This is a genomic window from Umezawaea sp. (genome assembly GCF_036375055.1).
GTDB lineage: Bacteria > Actinomycetota > Actinomycetes > Mycobacteriales > Pseudonocardiaceae > Umezawaea.
Genome location: NZ_DASUSQ010000114.1, coordinates 45814 through 62190 on the forward strand (window position 1 = coordinate 45814; position 16377 = coordinate 62190).

Sequence of the window (16377 nt, forward strand, 5' to 3'; positions counted from 1 at the left end):
CGCGGCCGGGCCAGGTCCGCTCAGGACACGGCTGGCGGGTGTTCGCCGGAGGGGACGACCTGGCGCGGGGGCTGGCGGGAGCCGAGGAGGCCGTCGATGAGGACGTCGAACGCCCAGTCGGTCCTGGACTCGCCGTCGCCGGACAGGAGGTCGGCGCCGATGCGGGCGACGTGGGGGAAGCGGGTGGCGTCCGCGTCCGCGATGCGCGTCGCCAGTTGGGCCATGTCGTCGCCCCGGCGCGGGGACGACGTCCGGCCGCTCTGCTCCACCGCGACCGCGGTCGGGTGCAGCATCAGCAGGTCGACGCCCCACGCGGCGACCCGGTCCGACACCCCGCCCTCGACGAGCAGGCCGAGGACGGCGTTCGCGAGCGCCAGGTAGTTCGGTCCGCTGGGCTGGGTGGACAGGGCCATCCTGGCGATCTCGGGGTGCGACGTCAGCACGCGGCCGTACGCGGTCAGCAGGGCCTTCAACCGGTCCCGCCACGGCCCGTCGGCGGGGAGGTCCTCCGTGACGGGCGCCAGCAGCGAGTCGAGGATCTGCGTGTGCAGGTCCTCGGTGTTGCGGACGTAGACGTACAGCGAGGCCGCCCCGGTGTCGAGCGCGGCGGCGATGCGCCGCATCGTCACCTTGCCCAGGCCCTCGTCCCGCATGATCACCAACGCGGCGTCGATGATCCCCTGCCTGCTCAGCGCGGGTTTCGCCGGGCGGTCCCGCCTGCTGACGGGAGCCTTGGCACGGCCGTGGGGGGTCACGCGCCGAACGTATCACGAACACGTTCGTCACGAACTGCCGCGCACGGGGGTCCGGCGGCCGCGCGGCCGCCGGACCTCCGGGTCACGCGCTCAGCGCGATGTACTTCTCCTCCAGGAACTCCAGGATGCCGTCCGAACTCCCCTCCCGGCCGAGCCCGCTCTGCTTCACCCCGCCGAACGGCGCGGCCGGGTCGCTCACGACCCCGCGGTTCACCGCGACCATGCCCGCCTCCAGCCGCCGGGCGACGGCGACGGCCTCCGCCTCCTCGCCGAACACGTAGGCCATCAGGCCGTAGATGGTGTCGTTCGCCATCCGCACCACCTCGTCGACGTCGTCGTACGGCACGACCGCCACGACGGGCCCGAAGATCTCCACCGCGTTGATCGACGACCCGTGCCGCACGCCGGTGAGGAGGGTGACGTCGTAGAACGCGCCCTTCTCCGACGAGGTGCCGCCGTGCACGAGCGTCGCGCCCTCCGCGACGGCGGTGTCGACGATCGCCGCGACCTTGTCGCGCTCGGAGGTCGAGACGAGCGCGCCGACCTGCCGCGAGCGGTCGAGGCCGGGACCGACCGACAGCGCCGCCAGTTCGGCGGTCATCCGCTCGACGAACTCGTCGTGCCGCGAGCTGTGGACGTAGACGCGGTTGGCCGCGGTGCACGCCGCGCCGCCGTTGCGCATCTTCGCCGTCAGCGCCCCCTCGATCGTGACGTCCATGTCGGCGCCGGGGAGCACGATCAGCGGCGCGTTCCCGCCGAGTTCCATGGAGGCGCTCACCACGCTGTCGGCGCACGCGTGCAGCAGGTCCCGCCCGACCTCGGTAGACCCGGTGAACGAGAGCTTGCGCACCTCCGGCCGGTTGATCATCTTGGCCACGAGCGGCCCGGTCGGCACCGGCGTCACCAGGTTCACGACGCCGTTCGGGACGCCGACGCGCCGCAGCACCTCGACCACGTACGCCGCCGTCAGCGGGGTTTCCCGCGCGGGCTTGAGGATCGTCGTGCACCCGGCGGCCAGCGCGGGGGCGAGCTTGCGCGTCGCCATCGCGGCCGGGAAGTTCCACGGGGTGATCAGCAGCGCGACGCCGATGGGCTGCCGGTCGACGATGATGCGCTTGTCCCCCGCCGGTGAGAGGCGGTACTCACCGGGGATCCGCACGGCCTCCTCGGCGAACCAGCGGAAGAACTCCTTGGCGTAGCCCGCCTCCCCGATGGCGTCGGCCCAGGACTTCCCGTTCTCGCGCACGATGATCTCGGCGAACTGCTCGACCTCGGCGGTGAGCACCTCGTAGGCGGCGCGGAGCAGTTCGCCCCGCTCGCGCGGCGCGGTGGCGGCCCAGCCCTCCTGCGCGGCGGCGGCGGCGTCGACCGCGGCCATGCAGTCGGCCTCGGTGGCGGCGGCGAAGCTCGTGATCACGGTCAGGTCGGACGGGTCGACCACGTCGAAGCGCTCACCACCGCCGCCGGGCCGCCACGCGCCGTCGATGAAGAGGTCGGCGAGGTAGGTCATGGGTCGCTCCGTTCCGTGAGGCTGCCGGCGTAGGCGTGGTCGAGGATGTCGAGCAGCTGCTCGGGAGGTGCCGGGATCGGGGCGATGGCGATCAGCCGCGCCGACCGCGACGCCAGCTCGGCGAGCTGCGGCAGCTGCTGCCGGGTGACGCCGATGTCCCGGAGCGAGGCGGGCACGCCGATCGCGCGGTTGAGCGCGACGATCGAGGAGATGGCGTCCCGAGCCCGGCCGTCCGCGGTGGAGGCGGTGGACCCGAGCGCCCCGCCGACCGCGGCGATCCGCTCGGCGGCCCCGGCGTCGGCGAGGCACGCCCGCAGCACGTACGGCAGCAGCAGGCCGGTCCCGAGCCCGTGCGGCGTCTTGGTGGCGGCGCCGACCGGGTACTGGAGGGCGTGCGAGAGGTGCGTTCCGGTGGCCCCGAACGACACCCCCGCCAGGAGGCTGCCGAAGGCGACCTCCTCGCGGGCGCCGCGGTCGCCCGGCTCGTCGACCACCACCGGCAGGGACGTCCCGAGCAGTTCCACCGCGCGCAGCGCCAGGACGTCGGAGAACGCGTTGCGGCCGGTGAAGACGGGGAGCGTGCCGTCCCACGACGGCGCGAACCGCACGGCGGTGAACGACTCGACGGCGTGCACGAGGGCGTCGATGCCCGCGAACGCCGTCACGCTCCTCGGGGCGCCCAGGGTGAACTCGGGGTCGACGATCGCGGTGGTGGGGATCAGGTGCGGGCTGGAGATCCCCACCTTCATCTCCCGCTCGGGGTCGGACACCACGGCCACCGGGGTGACCTCCGACCCCGTCCCCGCGGTCGTCGGGACGGCGACCAGGGGCAGGGACGGCCCCGGCACCAGGTTCTCCCCGTAGTAGCGGCTCAACGGGCCGCCGTGCACGGCCAGCAGCGCGACCAGCTTCGCGGCGTCCAGGGCGCTGCCGCCGCCGACGGCGAGGACGACGTCGGGCCGGTGCTCCCGCGCGAACGCCGCCGCGGCCTCCAGCGACGCGGTGGGCAGCTCCGGCTGGACGTCGCTGTGCACGGCGACGTCGAACCCGTCGCCCCGGAGCCGGGTGAGCACCTCCTCGAAGAGGGTCGACCCGATCAGGAACGGGTCGACGACCGCGAGCACCCGGCGACCGCTCAGGCCGAGCACCTCGCTCAGCTGCTCGCGCGTCCCGTAGCCGAAGTGGACGCGGGTCGGGAGCCGGAGCGTCCCGGTCATGACGTCGTTCATCGTTCTCCTGCCCTACTTGAACGCGAGTGCGTTCGGCGGTGAACCCACCCCGCCGACGAGGTTCAGCGGCTTGCACGTCAGGAAGAACTCGAACACGCCGTCGGCGGCGCAGTCGGCCGCGAGGTCGTCGAGCTTCCAGAGTTCGCCCACCGCCATGCCGAGCAGCGCGATGAGCGGGCGGTGCAGCATCCCGCTGTGGTCGACGCCCCGCTCCGGCGGCCGGTCGCGGTCGGACCGGAAGTCCGACTCCAGCACGGGATCCGCCTCGACCGCCGGGTTGTCGCCCGCGACGAGCGCGATCTCGTGGTCCCAGAGCCAGCGCAGGACCGACTCGCGCTGCGCCAGCCCCGGCGACCTGTTGCGCCGGTTGAACTCCACGCGCTCCTCGGGGGACTTCGCGGTGTAGTTCCCGGCCCACCCGGTGCGCAGCAGCAGGATGTCGCCGCCCCGCCACTCGACGCCCTGCGACCGGGCCATCGCGTCGATCACCACGTCGTCGATCGCGATCGTCCGCTCGCAGTCGTAGGGCAGGCCCTCGGCGGCGAAGAAGCGGGGGACGTCGAGCAGGACGCCGCGGCCCGCGATGCCGGACTCCGCCCAGTGGTGGATGCCCAGCCGCGTCGAGGTCGCGTCGTTCTCGGCGGCGGGGAGGCCACCGTAGAAGCCGTGCTCCGGGTGGCCGATGTGGCGCAGCGAGTCGAGCTGCGAGGTGGACTGGAGGTAGAACGAGTCGAGCCAGTCGTCGCGGTGGTACTCGTTGTTGGCGAAGACGTGGTGCTCGGTGCGGGGCCTGGTCCCGGTCGGGTAGGGCTCGAACGCGTTGACCGGGTGGTCGAGGTTGAACCGGCGGCCGGTGCGCACCAGGCGGGCGGCGGCGGCGACCCGTTCGGGGGTCAGGAAGTTCACCGTGCCGAGCTGGTCGTCACGCCCGAAGACGTCCCAGCTCGACCCGGCGGGCTCGGCGTTCGCCAGCTCGTCATAGGTCGGCAACGCGTGTCCTCCCTTGGCCTCCGCCGAGTTCGTCGCTGAGCGCGGCGGCGGTGGTCACCAGCTTGGCGAGGGTGGGCGACCCGGACGAGAGGTCGGCCATCTGGTCGGCACCGAGCAGCGCGATGGTGGCGCAGATGCCGTACTCGTCGAACACCGGTGCCGCCGCGGCGAACAGGCCGTCGGAGTGGCTCACGATGCTGTACCCGTTGCGGCGGGCCATGAAGACCGCGGCCTCCACCTCAGCCCGCTTGGCGTCGGAGATGCCCTCGGTGGCCCGGTCGAACGCCTGCTCGTCCTGGCAGGACAGGAACACCCTCATCTGCGCCGAACTCACGTCGAGCTGCGTGCCCGCGTGGACGGTGACGACGACGGTGCGGCTGAGGTCCTCGTTGACGAGCGCCACGACCGGGCCGTGCGCGCCCCAGACGGCGAGCACGGTGGTCGTGCGGACGGCCGCGCTCAGCTCCGCCAGGAACGACGGGGCGATCTTGATGACGCGCCGCTGGAGGGCGTGCATCCCGAGCTGGAGCATCATGCCGCCCAGGACGAACGTGCCGCGCCGGTGCCCGCGTTCGAGGATGCCCGCCGTGACGAGCGAGGTGCAGTACCGGTAGGCCGTCGTCCGGTTCAGCCCGAGGCGCTCGGCCACGTCGGCGGCCGTCAGCTCGGTCGTGTGCGGGCCGAAGAGCGAGCAGATCTGGCCGACCCGCTGGACCGCCTGGATGTCGGAGCCGGACGCATCGCCCGAGTCAACGTTCGTCATGGCAGAACTGTAGTTCACATCGAGAACAGAATCGTCGCGAGATGCGGGGGTCGCCGTCACACCTCAGCCCACCAGCCAGTTGCCGAGCCTGGTGGTGACCGCGTCGAAGTTCTGCGAGTACCAGTCGATGTCCTGGACCACGGTCTTCCCCGTGTTCACCGGGCCGCCGACCTCCAGGAGCTTGCCGTTCTCGGAGAGGTTCGGCTTCGCGTTGAGGTTGACCGGCACGACCGCGAGGGCTTCGGCGATCCTCGCCGCGGGTTCGGGCTGCACCAGCGACTGGAGGAAGTCCTCCGCCGCCGCCTTGTGCTTCGAGCCGAGCGGCACGGCGAGCGCGTTGAGGGTCACCACGGTCGTGTCCCAGACCATCTTGACGTTCTTCTTGTCGTTGAGCAGCGCGATCATCCGCGAGTCGGGGAGCAGGAACATGTCGACCTGGTCGGCGCTGGCCGCCTGCTGGAGCGCGCCCACGTTGGCGGCGAACAGCGTGTCCCCGCGGATGGTGTCCCACTTCTTCAGCGCGCGGTCGACGTCGAGCGGGTAGATCTTGTCCGGCGCCACGCCGTCGGCGAGCAGCGGGAACTCCAGGATGCCGTTCTGGAGGTTGGTGATGACACCGCGCTTGCCGGGGAACTTGCCCGTGTCGAAGAAGTCCTTGAGGGTCTTGGGCCCCTCCGGGTACTTGGCCGCGTTGTAGCCGAAGATCGTGGCGTTGGACCAGTTGCCCACGTAGCACTCCCCGATCGCCTGCGGCGAGAACTCCTTCGGGTCGAGCTTGGGCAGGTTCAGCTTCTCGAAGAGGGTGCCGCAGTTCTGCTTGGCCGCGGCGGGGGCCACGGACATGACGTCCCACTGCACGACGCCCGCCTGCACCTGGGCCTTGACCTGCGCCACGTCGGCGGGCGAGGAGTTGGCGAAGGTCACGTTGGGGTGCGCGGCGGTGTAGGGCTCCTGGAAGGCCTTGATCTGCGCGTCCTGCCCGGACCCGCCGTAGGACACGAAGGTGAGCTTCTCCGGGCCGCCGGTGCCGCTCGCGCTCCCGTCGTCCGCGCCGCCGCAACCGGCGAGCAGCGCCGCCGCGGCGGCGAGGGCGGTGCCCGCGAGGGCCGTTCTTGATCGAGACGCCATTGTCCACACCTCTCGTCGGGAGTCTGTCGGGCAGTGGATCGAATTTGTTCACGATGCGATCTGCCAACTCCGTAATGCGAACACGATACCTAATATTGCCTGGTAGGTACAGCGTTGAGGCCCGAATCTCCGCCGTTCGTGGCGCGACGCGCGACCCGGCTCCCACGATGCGGTGACGCGGCGCGCGGCGCCGTGCGAGGGCACGCCGAAGAGGCGCGCTGCCGGTCGGGCAGCGCGCCTCCTGGCGGGCGTTCGGGGGTCAGGCCGCGACGATCCGCTGCGACCGGGGCCGCCACCACATCACGACGTCGTCGCCGATGGCGTAGTCGCCGCGCAGCGCGCTGATGCGGGCGCGGCCGAACAGGCCGCGCTCGCCGATGGTGAGCAGCAGCGTGCGGTAGGCGCCCATGTACTCGACGTCGCGCACGGTCGCCCGCACGGCGTTGGCGCCCGCGGGCACGGCGTCGCGACCGCCCGCCACCTCGACGTCCTCGGGCCGCACGACGATCGCGCAACCCGAGGGCACGCCGGGGTGCGCGGAGACCGTGGCCGGGTCGACGGCCCAGGACTCCCCCTCCCACACGACGCTCCCGAGGGCGGTCCGCCCGAGCTCGAACACGTTCGAGTCGCCGAGGAACCTCGCCGTGAAGAGGGTCTCGGGCTCGGCGTAGAGCTGCTGAGGCGTGCCGACCTGTTCGATGCGCCCGCTGTTGAACAGCGCGATCCGGTCGGCGAGGTTCATCGCCTCCTCCTGGTCGTGCGTCACGAAGACGAACGTGGACCCGACCTCGCGGTGGATCCGCCGGATCTCCGTCTGGAGGGCCGCGCGCAGGTTGCGGTCGAGCGCGCCCAGCGGTTCGTCCAGCAGGAGCGCCTTGGGCTCGAAGACGATCGCGCGGGCCAGCGCGACCCTCTGCTGCTGCCCACCGGACAGCTTCGAGGGGTGGGTGTCGTCGCGCCCGGTCAGCTGCACGAGCTCCAGCACCTCGGCGACCTTCCTGGCGATCTCCTGCTTGCCGACCTTGCGCTGCCGCAACGGGTACGCCACGTTCTGCGCGATCGTCATGTGCGGGAACAGCGCGTAGTTCTGGAACAGCATCCCGAGGTTGCGGCGGTGCGGCGGGACGTCGCTCACGTCGGCCCCGTCGAGCGAGATCGTGCCCGCGGTGAGGGTCTCGAACCCGGCGATCAGGTTGAGCGTGGTCGTCTTGCCCGACCCGCTCGGCCCGAGCAGCGTCATGAACTCGCCGGGCTCGATCGTCAGCGAGATGTCGTCGACCGCGGGCGTGGTGAGCCCGTAGTCCTTGGTGACGGACTCCAGGCGGATCTCGGTGCCGCGCCCGGTCTCCCGCGGCGTTGCGGTGAGCTCCGCAGTGGTCTGGCGTGTCATGGTCGCGGCTCCCGTCGACTGCCCGCCCGGCCGCGCAGCAGCTGGGGCAGGATGAAGATGATGGTCACGGCGACGACCATCAGGCTCGATGCCGCCGAGATCGTCGGATCGATCTCGACGGTGACGCTGTTGTACATCTGCACGGGCATGGTCTGGAACAGCGGGGACCTCAGGAACAGCGCGATGACCACCTCGTCGAACGAGACGATGAAAGCGAAGATCCCGCCGGTGAGGATGCCCCTGCTGATCAGCGGCATCGTCACCTGGACGAACGACTTCAGCGGGCTGGCTCCGAGCGACGCCGCGGCCTTGAGCAGCCGCTGGTCGAAGCCGCCGAGGGCACCCGTGACGGAGACCAGCACGTACGGGACGGCTATCGCGGTGTGGGCGAGCACGTACCCGGTCACCGTGCCGGTGAGCCGCCACCCGAGGAAGGAGATGTACACCGCGACCGCGACGACGATCGCGGGCGAGACGATCGGCACCATCAGCACCGTGCGGACGAGCCTGGCGAGCCGTCCGTCCAACCCGGACAGCGCCACGGCCGCCGCGGTCCCCACCGTCGTGGCCAGCAGCGCCGTGAGCGAGGCGACCAGGAACGAGTTCCCGAGGGAGTCGAGCCAGATCGGGTTCGTGAAGAAGTTCTCGTAGAGCCGCAGCGAGAAGCCCGGCGGTGGGAACTGGAAGGTCGTGGCTGAGCTGAAGCTCATCGGGATGACGAACAGCGTCGGCAGGATGAAGAAGGCGATGACGAGGCCGCCGACGACCTTGAGCCACCACGGGATCGGGTCGATCGTGTCGGGTCGCCGACGGGTGCGCACGGGGGTGCTCATCAACGGTCCTTCGGTTGACTGGTCGCGACCACACCGATCGCGGACACGGTGCCGCCCACCCGGTTCGCCCACACGACGAGCCCGAGCGTGATCACCAGCACGACCATGCCGAGTGCTCCCGCGGCGGCGAAGTCGAGCAGGAGGGTGGTCCGCTGGGCGAGCAGCTGGGCGACGAGCGACTGCTGGGGCGACCCGAGCAGCGCGGGCGTCACGTAGAACCCGAGGCTCAGCGTGAACACGAGCATCACGCCCGCCATCACCCCGCCGCGCGACAGCGGCCAGAAGACCTTCCAGAACGCCGCCGTCGGGGACGAGCCGAGGCCCCTCGCGGCGAGCAGGAGCTTCCGGTCGATGGAGCCGAGGGTGCTGAACAGCGGCAGCACCATGAACGGGAGCATCACCTGGGTCATCGCGATCGTGACGCCCGCGTTCGTCCCGTAGAGGACGACGTCGTCGACCCCGATCAGCTCGAACGCGCTCTGCACCGGACCGCCGTCCTGGAGGATGATGATCCAGGCGAAGTTGCGCGCCATCACGGACGTCCAGAACGGGATGAGGACGACCACCAGCAGGATGCCGCGCGCACGGGGGCTCACCCTCGTCATCAGGTACGCGTAGGGGTAGCCGAGCAGCAGGGCGGCGAGCGTCACCACCGCGGCGGTCAGCGCCGTGCGCCCGAGCACCGTCATGGTCACGCCGTCGGTGAAGAGGTGCTCGTAGTTCGCCAGCGTGAGGTCGGGGCTGGAGACGCTGCGGACGAACGTCCCGCCCAGCGGTACCAGCAGGATCCCGGTCAGCAGGGCGAGCGCGGGCACCAGCGGGAGCCAACTCGACCATCTGATCTTGCGCGAGGACATCCTCGTCCCCTTCCGGCTCGAAGCTGACGGCTCAGTAAAGCAAGCCGTTGTTCAGGTCGCAATCGCTAGGTTCGTATCGCGAACACTTGGTGGGCCCTACGTGAGTGGCCAGTGACAACGAGCGACAAGTTCGTTCCACATCCCGAACTCAGGCGCTGTACCCGCCGTCGACGGGCAGGACCACCCCGCTGACGTGGCTCGCCCGGTCGCTCAGCAGCCACGCGGCGGCGTTGGCGGTCTCGGTGGTCGAGCCCGCCTTCCGCAGCGGGACGGCCGCGAGCCTGCGCTCCACCGCCTCCGGGTCCTCCGCCCGCCACTTCGTGAACATCGGGGTCTCGGTGGGACCGGGGGCGATGACGTTGACGCGGATGCCCAGCGGCCCGTTGTCGTGGGCCGCCGTGCGGGTGAGGCCGATGACCGCGTGCTTCGTCGCCTGGTAGGCGCCGAGGCCGGTGTTGCCGCGGAACCCGCCGACGCTGCTCGTGTTGACGATCGCGCCACCGGACTCGCGCATCGCCCGGATCTCCTCGCGCAGGCAGAGCCACGTGCCCTTGACGTTCACCGCCATCACCCGGTCGAAGTCCTCCTCCGACACGTCGTCGAGCCTGCCGTACTGGTTGACGCCCGCGTTGTTGAACGCCCCGTCGAGCCTGCCGAACCGGCTGAGCGTCGCGTCGACGAAGCGGGCGACGTCGGCCCCGACGCTGACGTCACCGGCGGTGTGGGCGACGTCGTGCCCGGCCGCGGTCAGCTCCCCGGCGAGCGCCGCGAGGGTGGCCTCCGAGCGCGCCGCGATCATGACCGACGCGCCCTCCTCGGCGAACACCCGCGCGGCGTCGGCCCCGATGCCGGTGCTCCCGCCGACGACGAGGACGACCTTGCCCGCGAGCAGCCCGGTTCCTGGTGGCCTCTGGGCCTGTGCGTTGTCGGACAAGGTGTCCGCCTCCTGGTTGTTCGGTGTGGTCTCGGTGCCGACCCTGGCACGGTGTGCCGGTCAGCGCTGGTCAGAGCTGGTCGGCGGTCGGACGCGCGCCCGCCGACCGTCCCGCCCGGACGGCGGCGGCCGCCGCCGCCCCGAGCAGGCTGGCGTCGTTGCTGAGCATCGTGAACGCGTAGCCCGCCGCGACGGCGGCCCGCACGGACCGCTCGGTCGCGCCGCCCGCGTTGCCGATCGGCTTGCCCGCCGCCGTGCAGCCCGCGATGGCCGCGGCGATCAGCTCCACGACCCTCGGGTCGTCCTCGGTGGTCGCCTCCGACGTGCTCAGGTCCGCGGCGCCCACGAGCAGCGCGTCGACCCCCTCGACCGACGCGATCCCTCCCGCCGACCTGGCCGCGAGGGCGCTCTCGACCTGCGCGATGAGCACCACCTCCTCCTGGCCGAAGCGGAGGTACTCGGCGCGGTCCAGCGCGCCCCACGCGCCCGCCCGGCTCGTCGCGCCGACGCCCCTGGTGCCCCACGGCGGGAAGCGGACGGCCCGCACGGCCGCCTCGGCCTCGGCGACCGTGTCCACGTGCGGCAGCATGATCCCCTCGGCGCCCGCGTCGAGCAGGCGCTGCACGACACCGCCGTCCAGCGCGGGGACCCGCACGACCGGCGCCACCCCGAGGTGGGTCGCGGTGCCGATCAGCCGGTAGGCCGTTTCGAGGTCGATCGGCGAGTGTTCGAGGTCGACGACCACGAAGTCGAAGCCCGCCAGCGCGATCAGCTCGACGCTCTCCACCACCGGGAGCTTCACCCACGTGCCGAGCGCGGGCCCGTCGGACCTGGCCAGGGCGGCGCGGAACAGGCTGCGGCGCGGCGCGGTCATCGGGCGGGGTAGTCGGTCGCGTTGAGCACCCAGCCGGGTCGGGCGGAGAAGTCCTCGCGCGGCGGGGAGAAGATGTCGACCAGCTGCTGGTGCGACCCCACGCCCTGGGTCGTGTGGACGCTCGGCGGCGGGATGACGGTGATCGACGGCGATCCGACCCTGCCGTGCTCCTCGGGGCGCCACCGCGTCGAGTCCGGGCCCCAGGGGTACTGCACGTGGTGGATGAACTCGCCCTTGAGCGCCAGCGACAGCTGTTCGAAGTCGTCGTGGTGGTGCGGGGAGAGCTTGAGCGGGTCGCGCGGCGTGGGCTCCTCGGCGAGGAAGTTCACCATCAGGTTCGTCGTCCGGAAGATCCGGCCGAACCGGCCCGGCGCGATCGGCGTCTCCGCGAGCGGGTGGACGCGCAGCCGGAAGCCGCCCACCGGGTCGGGCCACGGCACGAGCGGGGCGCAGCGGGGGTCCGGCTCGGCGTAGGCGTCGGCGTTGAGCGCCGCCCCGCGCAGGTCCTCGGCGACCGAGGAGAACACCCGGATGACGGGGCCCGCGGTCAGCGCCTCGACGACGCTGTCCCCCGGCGGCACCACGACGAACGCCTCCTCGTCGACCTTCGCCCGCTCACCGCCCGCGACGACCCGGATCGGGGCGCTGTCGGAGTGGACCAGGACGGCGTACTCGTCGGGCTGGTCGTCGCGGGTGAAGCAGTCGCCCGCGACCGCCTCCGTGTAGGCGAACACCACGTTCTGGCCCCGCGTGATCCACGTCCGGCTGCCCGCCGGGCTGATCGACGTGGGCGGTCGACCGGTGAACTCCAGGTACTGGGCGGCGGCGATCGGGGTGGACGGGTCGACCGCCGCCCGCTCGGACGGGGCGCTCGCCAGCTGGGACCTGATGTCGTCCTTGGCGTACATCGTCATGTCGGCACCTCTCGTGACCGTTGCGTGGTGGTGTGCTGCGCGCCCTTGAGGCCCAGCATCCGGCGGACGTCGGCGGGCGTCGCGATCTCCCTGCCCAGTCCGGTGAGGACGTCCCGGACCTTGCGCACCTGCTGGCTGTTGCCGGTGGCCTTCTCGCCCTTGCCGATGTACAGGTTGTCCTCCAGCCCGACGCGCACGTGGCCGCCCAGCCACGCGCTGTGGGTGCAGAACTCCATCTGCTGCCGCCCGGCGGCGAAGGCGGAGAAGTGGTAGTCGGCGCCGAAGAGCTTGTCGGCGATGGCGACCATGTGCGTGAGGTTGGCGTGGTCGGCCCCGATGCCGCCGAGGATCCCGAAGACCCCCTGCACGAGGAACGGCGGCTTCGCGAGCCCCCGGTCGGCGAAGTGCGCGAGGGTGTACAGGTGGCCGATGTCGTAGCACTCGTACTCGAACCTGGTGCCGCCCCGCTCCCCCAGCTCCCGCAGGGCGTGCTCGATCTGCTCGAAGGAGTTGACGAACGGCGTGCGGTAGGTGTTCTCGACGTAGGGCTTCTCCCACGCGTGCTTCCAGGTCGTCACCCGGTCGGCGATGCCGGAGTAGACGAAGTTCATCGACCCCATGTTGAGCGAGGCGAGTTCGGGGCTGAACCGGACCGCCGCGGCGAGCCGCTCCTCGATCGTCATGGACGACGCGCCGCCGGTCGTGATGTTGACGACCGCGTCGCACCCCGCCGCGATCGGCGGGATGATCTCCTCGAAGACCTCGGGTTCGAACGCGGGCCTGCCGTCGGCCGCGTGCCTGGCGTGGAGGTGGATGACGGCGGCCCCGGCCTCCGCGGCGGCGAGCGACTCCGCGACGACCTCCTCCGGGGTGATCGGGAGGTGGTCGCTCTGCGACGGCACGTGGACCGAGCCCGTGATCGCCGCGCTGATGATCACCCGTTCGGCGGCCCTCACGACGGGCTCTCCTCCAGCCCCAGCAGGAACGCGGGGTTGTCGGCGATCATCCTGCGGACGTCCTTCTCGGGCACGCCGTGGTCGAGCAGCGCGGCGACGAGGTAGAGGTAGCCGTCGACGGGCAGCGGGTTGCCCTCCTGGCCGAGGTCGGACGAGATGACCGTCCTCTCGGGACCGACGCGGTCGATCCAGTCCAGCAGCTGCTGGATCGGCCACCCGATCGCCGTCACCTCCGGGTGGTACATGGCGATCTCGTGCTCGACGTAGGCGCCGAGGCCCACCAGTTCCTCGATGTCGGAGTTCGACGCGCCCACGATGAAGTCGGGGTGTTGCAGGAGCAGCCGTCGGACGCCCTTGCCCGCGGCCACCTCGAACAGCGCCTTGGCGGGCTCGCCGCCCAGGTGGCCGCCGGTGAGCAGCGCGCCGGTCTCGGCGACGATGTCGACGACCCCGCGCGTGCCCGCCGAGACCTCGCCGGCCTCGTCGAAGATCGACACCTCGGTCTCGGCCAGGTCGACGGCCGCGGCCGGGAAGTCGCCGCCGTGGCTGTGGTGGTCGATGTGCTGCTTGGAGCACGTGGTCGGGGCCCAGACGCAGCGCCCGCCCATCCGCAGGCTCATCGCCACGGCCGACGGGTTCATGCCGCCGACCTCGCTGTTGAGCGCCACGCCGCCGTAGACCGGCGTGGGGGCGTCCGCGAGCCAGGGACCCATGGCGAGCAGGTCCATGACCGTGTTGTGGTGGTGCGACTTGACCAGGATCGCGCGCATGCCGATGCGCGCCCCGTCGTAGGACGCCTCGACGTGGTCCAGCCGTCGCGGGAACGGACTGGGACCCGAGTGGCAGTGCAGGTCCACGGCGCCGTTCAGGACCTTCAGCAACGCCGGCGAGACCGGCTGCGCTCCTTCGGCTGACAGCATCGGCGAACCTCCGTAAGGTGCGGACTGTGAACAGTGAGTTCACCATACGGATTTGATTGTTCGCTGTCTACGCAGTCACGGGACGAACGCGGAGAAAAGTGGCAGGAGCAGGGAGTTCTCGCCGACGAGTGGAGCGGACCGGATTCCGGTGACGTTCACCGAACACTAAGAACGTTCGTCATGTGAACTCGATGTTCAGCCCGGCGTGGTCGAGCCCTGGGCGCACCGGCGGGTGTTCCGCCGGGAGCGGAACCGCTTGCCCCCGGACACCCCGCCGGTGCCAGGATCAGCGCATGGCGGACATCCTCCCCTTCCAGCACAGGCACGCCACCGCACCGGACCGCGAGCCGGAACCGCTGTGGCGCGAGGCGCTGGGCCGGACCCTGCGCACGGCGAGGGAGGAGCAGGGGGGCCGCCTCGTCGACGTCGCGGACCGGGCAGGCATCTCCCCGCAGTACCTCTCGGAGATCGAACGCGGGCGCAAGGAGCCGTCCAGCGAGATGATCGCCGCGGTCACCGGCGCGCTCGGCGTCGACCTGGCCGACCTGCTCACCGACGTCGCGGGCGCCGTCCGCCGCCGCCCCGGCGCCGTCCGCACCCCAGGACGCCGCCCGGCAGGCCCCGTGCTGCTGGCCGCCTGACCCCCCGCGACCGGACCGCACCCCCCGGCCGTCCGGTCGCACGGGTTCAGGGCCGCTGGTCGAGGACCAGGTCCGCGAGCCCGTAGTCGACGGCCTCCTTCGCGTCGAACACGCGGTCGCGGTCGGTGTCGTGCCGCAGGTCCGCGACGGCGCGGCCGGTGTGCGCGGACAGGATCTCCTCCAGCTGCGTGCGCACCCGCACGACCTCGTCGGCCTGGAGGATGAGGTCCGGGATGGTGCCGCGGCCCTGCGCCGCGGGCTGGTGCAGCACCACCCTGGTGTGGGGCAGCACGAACCGGTGCCCCGGCGCGCCCGCGGCCAGCAGCACGGCGCTGGCGGCGACGGCCTGGCCGACGCACGTGGTCGCCACCGGGGCCTTGATGAAGCGCATGGTGTCGTACAGCGCGAGCATCGCGGACGGGTCGCCGCCCTCGGAGTTGATGTAGAGGCTGATCTCCCGCTCCGGGCTGTCGGCCTCCAGGTGCAGCAGCTGCGCGATCAGCGCGTTCGCCACGCCGGAGTCGATCGCGGTGCCCAGGTAGACGATCCGCTCCGACAGCAGGTGCGAGTAGACGTCCATGATCCGCTCGCCGCCCGCGTTGCGCGTGATGACGTTGGGGATGGTGTAGGTGCTCATGCGCGGACCCCCGTCGAGCTGAGCCCCAGCGCGTGGGTGCGCACGGGCACGACCTGGTCGAGGCTGGACACGATGTGGTCGATGAAGCCGTACTCGCGCGCCTGCCCCGCGGTGAACCAGCGGTCGTGCAGCGAGTCGGTGAAGATCCGCTCGACCTCCTGGCCGGTGTCCTCCGCGATGATGCCGAGCACCGTGTCGCGCATGTGCCGCAGGTCGTCGGCCTGCACCTCCACCTCGACCGCCGACCCGCCGATCCCCGCCGAGCCCTGGTGCATCAGGATCCTGGCGTGCGGGAGGGCGAAGCGCTTGCCGCGCGTGCCCGAGGACAGCAGGAACTGCCCGGCGCTGCACGCCAGTCCCAGCGCGAGCGTGGACACGTCGCACGGCACGAGCCGCATCACGTCGCGGATGGCCAGCATCGACGGGACCGAGCCGCCCGGCGAGTGGATCCACAGCGCGATGTCCTTGCCGGGGTCGTCGCTCGCGAGCGACAGCATCTGGGTGGCGAGCACGGTCCCGTTGTCGTCGTCCAGCACGCCGTCGAGGATGAGCACGCGCTGGCTGAGGAACCGTTCTCGGAGTCGGTGGTCGAAGAGCGGCTGCTTCTCGTTCGTCATGCCCCGACGATGCCCCGCCGGGGGCGCCGCCCGCGGACCGATCTGCTGTGAGCGGATCAGCCCACGGCGGACGCCCCCTCCCTCCACCGTGGACCGCGGGCGCCGTCGGGGGACCCCGTGCTCGGGCCGGTGGTCCGCGACCTCCTCGGGGCTCAGCGTCGAGCAGGCGCGCGCGGAGCGCGGCCCCGACGGCTCCGGCGGCCCGGTACCGCTCGTGGGCGCGGGCGCACGGGCATCTCCGCCGAGGACCTGCCGCTTCGAGCACCCTCGACGCGGGGACCGCGTTCACGCTCGCTTCCCGGAGGGGAATGTCGAGAAATCACCCGATGGGTGGGCGGACGACGATATTCGGAATGCCAAAGGATAGGCTCCCCTAAATTGCTGTCACATTGCGGACTCCGGGTGGCGGTGGCATCGTTCGGCTGGTCC

The 16377-nt window shown here is 71.6% G+C and carries 17 protein-coding genes; 1 reads left to right on the forward strand and 16 read right to left on the reverse strand.

Annotated elements, in window-relative coordinates:
* Positions 1-20: 20 nt before the first annotated feature.
* The 14 genes from VFZ92_RS29285 to VFZ92_RS29350 form a co-directional block, all read right to left on the reverse strand.
* Positions 21-755, reverse strand: a complete 735-nt coding sequence (locus VFZ92_RS29285; RefSeq protein WP_330879295.1) for a TetR/AcrR family transcriptional regulator — start codon at positions 753-755, stop codon at positions 21-23.
* 82 nt (positions 756-837) lie between these two features.
* Entirely contained in the window at positions 838-2265 is a 1428-nt protein-coding gene (locus VFZ92_RS29290; RefSeq protein WP_330879296.1) for an NAD-dependent succinate-semialdehyde dehydrogenase, read from the reverse strand.
* Positions 2262-3494, reverse strand: a complete 1233-nt coding sequence (locus tag VFZ92_RS29295) for an iron-containing alcohol dehydrogenase (RefSeq protein ID WP_330879297.1) — start codon at positions 3492-3494, stop codon at positions 2262-2264. Before VFZ92_RS29295 ends, VFZ92_RS29290 begins: the two co-directional genes overlap by 4 nt.
* A 12-nt stretch (positions 3495-3506) precedes the next feature.
* Positions 3507-4484: a cyclase family protein gene (locus VFZ92_RS29300; RefSeq protein WP_330879298.1), complete on the reverse strand. Its 978-nt coding sequence runs from the start codon at positions 4482-4484 to the stop codon at positions 3507-3509.
* Positions 4471-5247 carry an IclR family transcriptional regulator gene (locus VFZ92_RS29305; protein ID WP_330879299.1) on the reverse strand — a complete coding sequence of 259 codons (777 nt, stop codon included), beginning with the start codon at positions 5245-5247 and terminating at the stop codon, positions 4471-4473. Before VFZ92_RS29305 ends, VFZ92_RS29300 begins: the two co-directional genes overlap by 14 nt.
* A gap of 63 nt (positions 5248-5310) precedes the next feature.
* Positions 5311-6375, reverse strand: coding sequence for an extracellular solute-binding protein (locus VFZ92_RS29310; RefSeq protein WP_330879300.1), 1065 nt, complete (start codon positions 6373-6375; stop codon positions 5311-5313).
* Between the two features lie 259 nt (positions 6376-6634).
* Positions 6635-7765, reverse strand: coding sequence for an ABC transporter ATP-binding protein (locus tag VFZ92_RS29315; protein WP_330879301.1), 1131 nt, complete (start codon positions 7763-7765; stop codon positions 6635-6637).
* Entirely contained in the window at positions 7762-8598 is an 837-nt protein-coding gene (locus VFZ92_RS29320) for an ABC transporter permease (protein WP_330879302.1), read from the reverse strand. Before VFZ92_RS29320 ends, VFZ92_RS29315 begins: the two co-directional genes overlap by 4 nt.
* The gene (locus VFZ92_RS29325) at positions 8598-9455 is read right to left on the reverse strand and encodes an ABC transporter permease (protein WP_330879303.1); all 858 of its coding nucleotides are present in this window, start codon (positions 9453-9455) and stop codon (positions 8598-8600) included. Before VFZ92_RS29325 ends, VFZ92_RS29320 begins: the two co-directional genes overlap by 1 nt.
* A 148-nt stretch (positions 9456-9603) precedes the next feature.
* Positions 9604-10389, reverse strand: a complete 786-nt coding sequence (locus VFZ92_RS29330; protein ID WP_330879304.1) for an SDR family NAD(P)-dependent oxidoreductase — start codon at positions 10387-10389, stop codon at positions 9604-9606.
* Positions 10390-10459: 70 nt separating this feature from the next.
* The gene (locus VFZ92_RS29335; protein ID WP_330879305.1) at positions 10460-11263 is read right to left on the reverse strand and encodes an HpcH/HpaI aldolase family protein; all 804 of its coding nucleotides are present in this window, start codon (positions 11261-11263) and stop codon (positions 10460-10462) included.
* The gene (locus VFZ92_RS29340; RefSeq protein WP_330879306.1) at positions 11260-12177 is read right to left on the reverse strand and encodes a hypothetical protein; all 918 of its coding nucleotides are present in this window, start codon (positions 12175-12177) and stop codon (positions 11260-11262) included. Before VFZ92_RS29340 ends, VFZ92_RS29335 begins: the two co-directional genes overlap by 4 nt.
* Positions 12174-13133 carry a 3-keto-5-aminohexanoate cleavage protein gene (locus tag VFZ92_RS29345; RefSeq protein ID WP_330879307.1) on the reverse strand — a complete coding sequence of 320 codons (960 nt, stop codon included), beginning with the start codon at positions 13131-13133 and terminating at the stop codon, positions 12174-12176. Before VFZ92_RS29345 ends, VFZ92_RS29340 begins: the two co-directional genes overlap by 4 nt.
* Positions 13130-14053: a DUF6282 family protein gene (locus VFZ92_RS29350; RefSeq protein ID WP_330879308.1), complete on the reverse strand. Its 924-nt coding sequence runs from the start codon at positions 14051-14053 to the stop codon at positions 13130-13132. Before VFZ92_RS29350 ends, VFZ92_RS29345 begins: the two co-directional genes overlap by 4 nt.
* 293 nt (positions 14054-14346) lie before the next feature.
* Between VFZ92_RS29350 and VFZ92_RS29355 the strand changes: the two genes are divergently transcribed.
* Entirely contained in the window at positions 14347-14694 is a 348-nt protein-coding gene (locus tag VFZ92_RS29355) for a helix-turn-helix transcriptional regulator (RefSeq protein WP_330879309.1), read from the forward strand.
* A 46-nt stretch (positions 14695-14740) separates the two neighbouring features.
* Here VFZ92_RS29355 and VFZ92_RS29360 read toward each other — a convergent pair whose 3' ends face one another.
* Together VFZ92_RS29360 and VFZ92_RS29365 are read right to left on the reverse strand one after the other, a co-directional pair.
* Positions 14741-15331 (reverse strand): ClpP family protease, encoded by a 591-nt coding sequence (locus VFZ92_RS29360; protein WP_330879310.1) that lies wholly within the window; start codon positions 15329-15331, stop codon positions 14741-14743.
* Positions 15328-15948 (reverse strand): ATP-dependent Clp protease proteolytic subunit, encoded by a 621-nt coding sequence (locus VFZ92_RS29365; protein WP_330879311.1) that lies wholly within the window; start codon positions 15946-15948, stop codon positions 15328-15330. Before VFZ92_RS29365 ends, VFZ92_RS29360 begins: the two co-directional genes overlap by 4 nt.
* Positions 15949-16377: the final 429 nt, after the last annotated feature.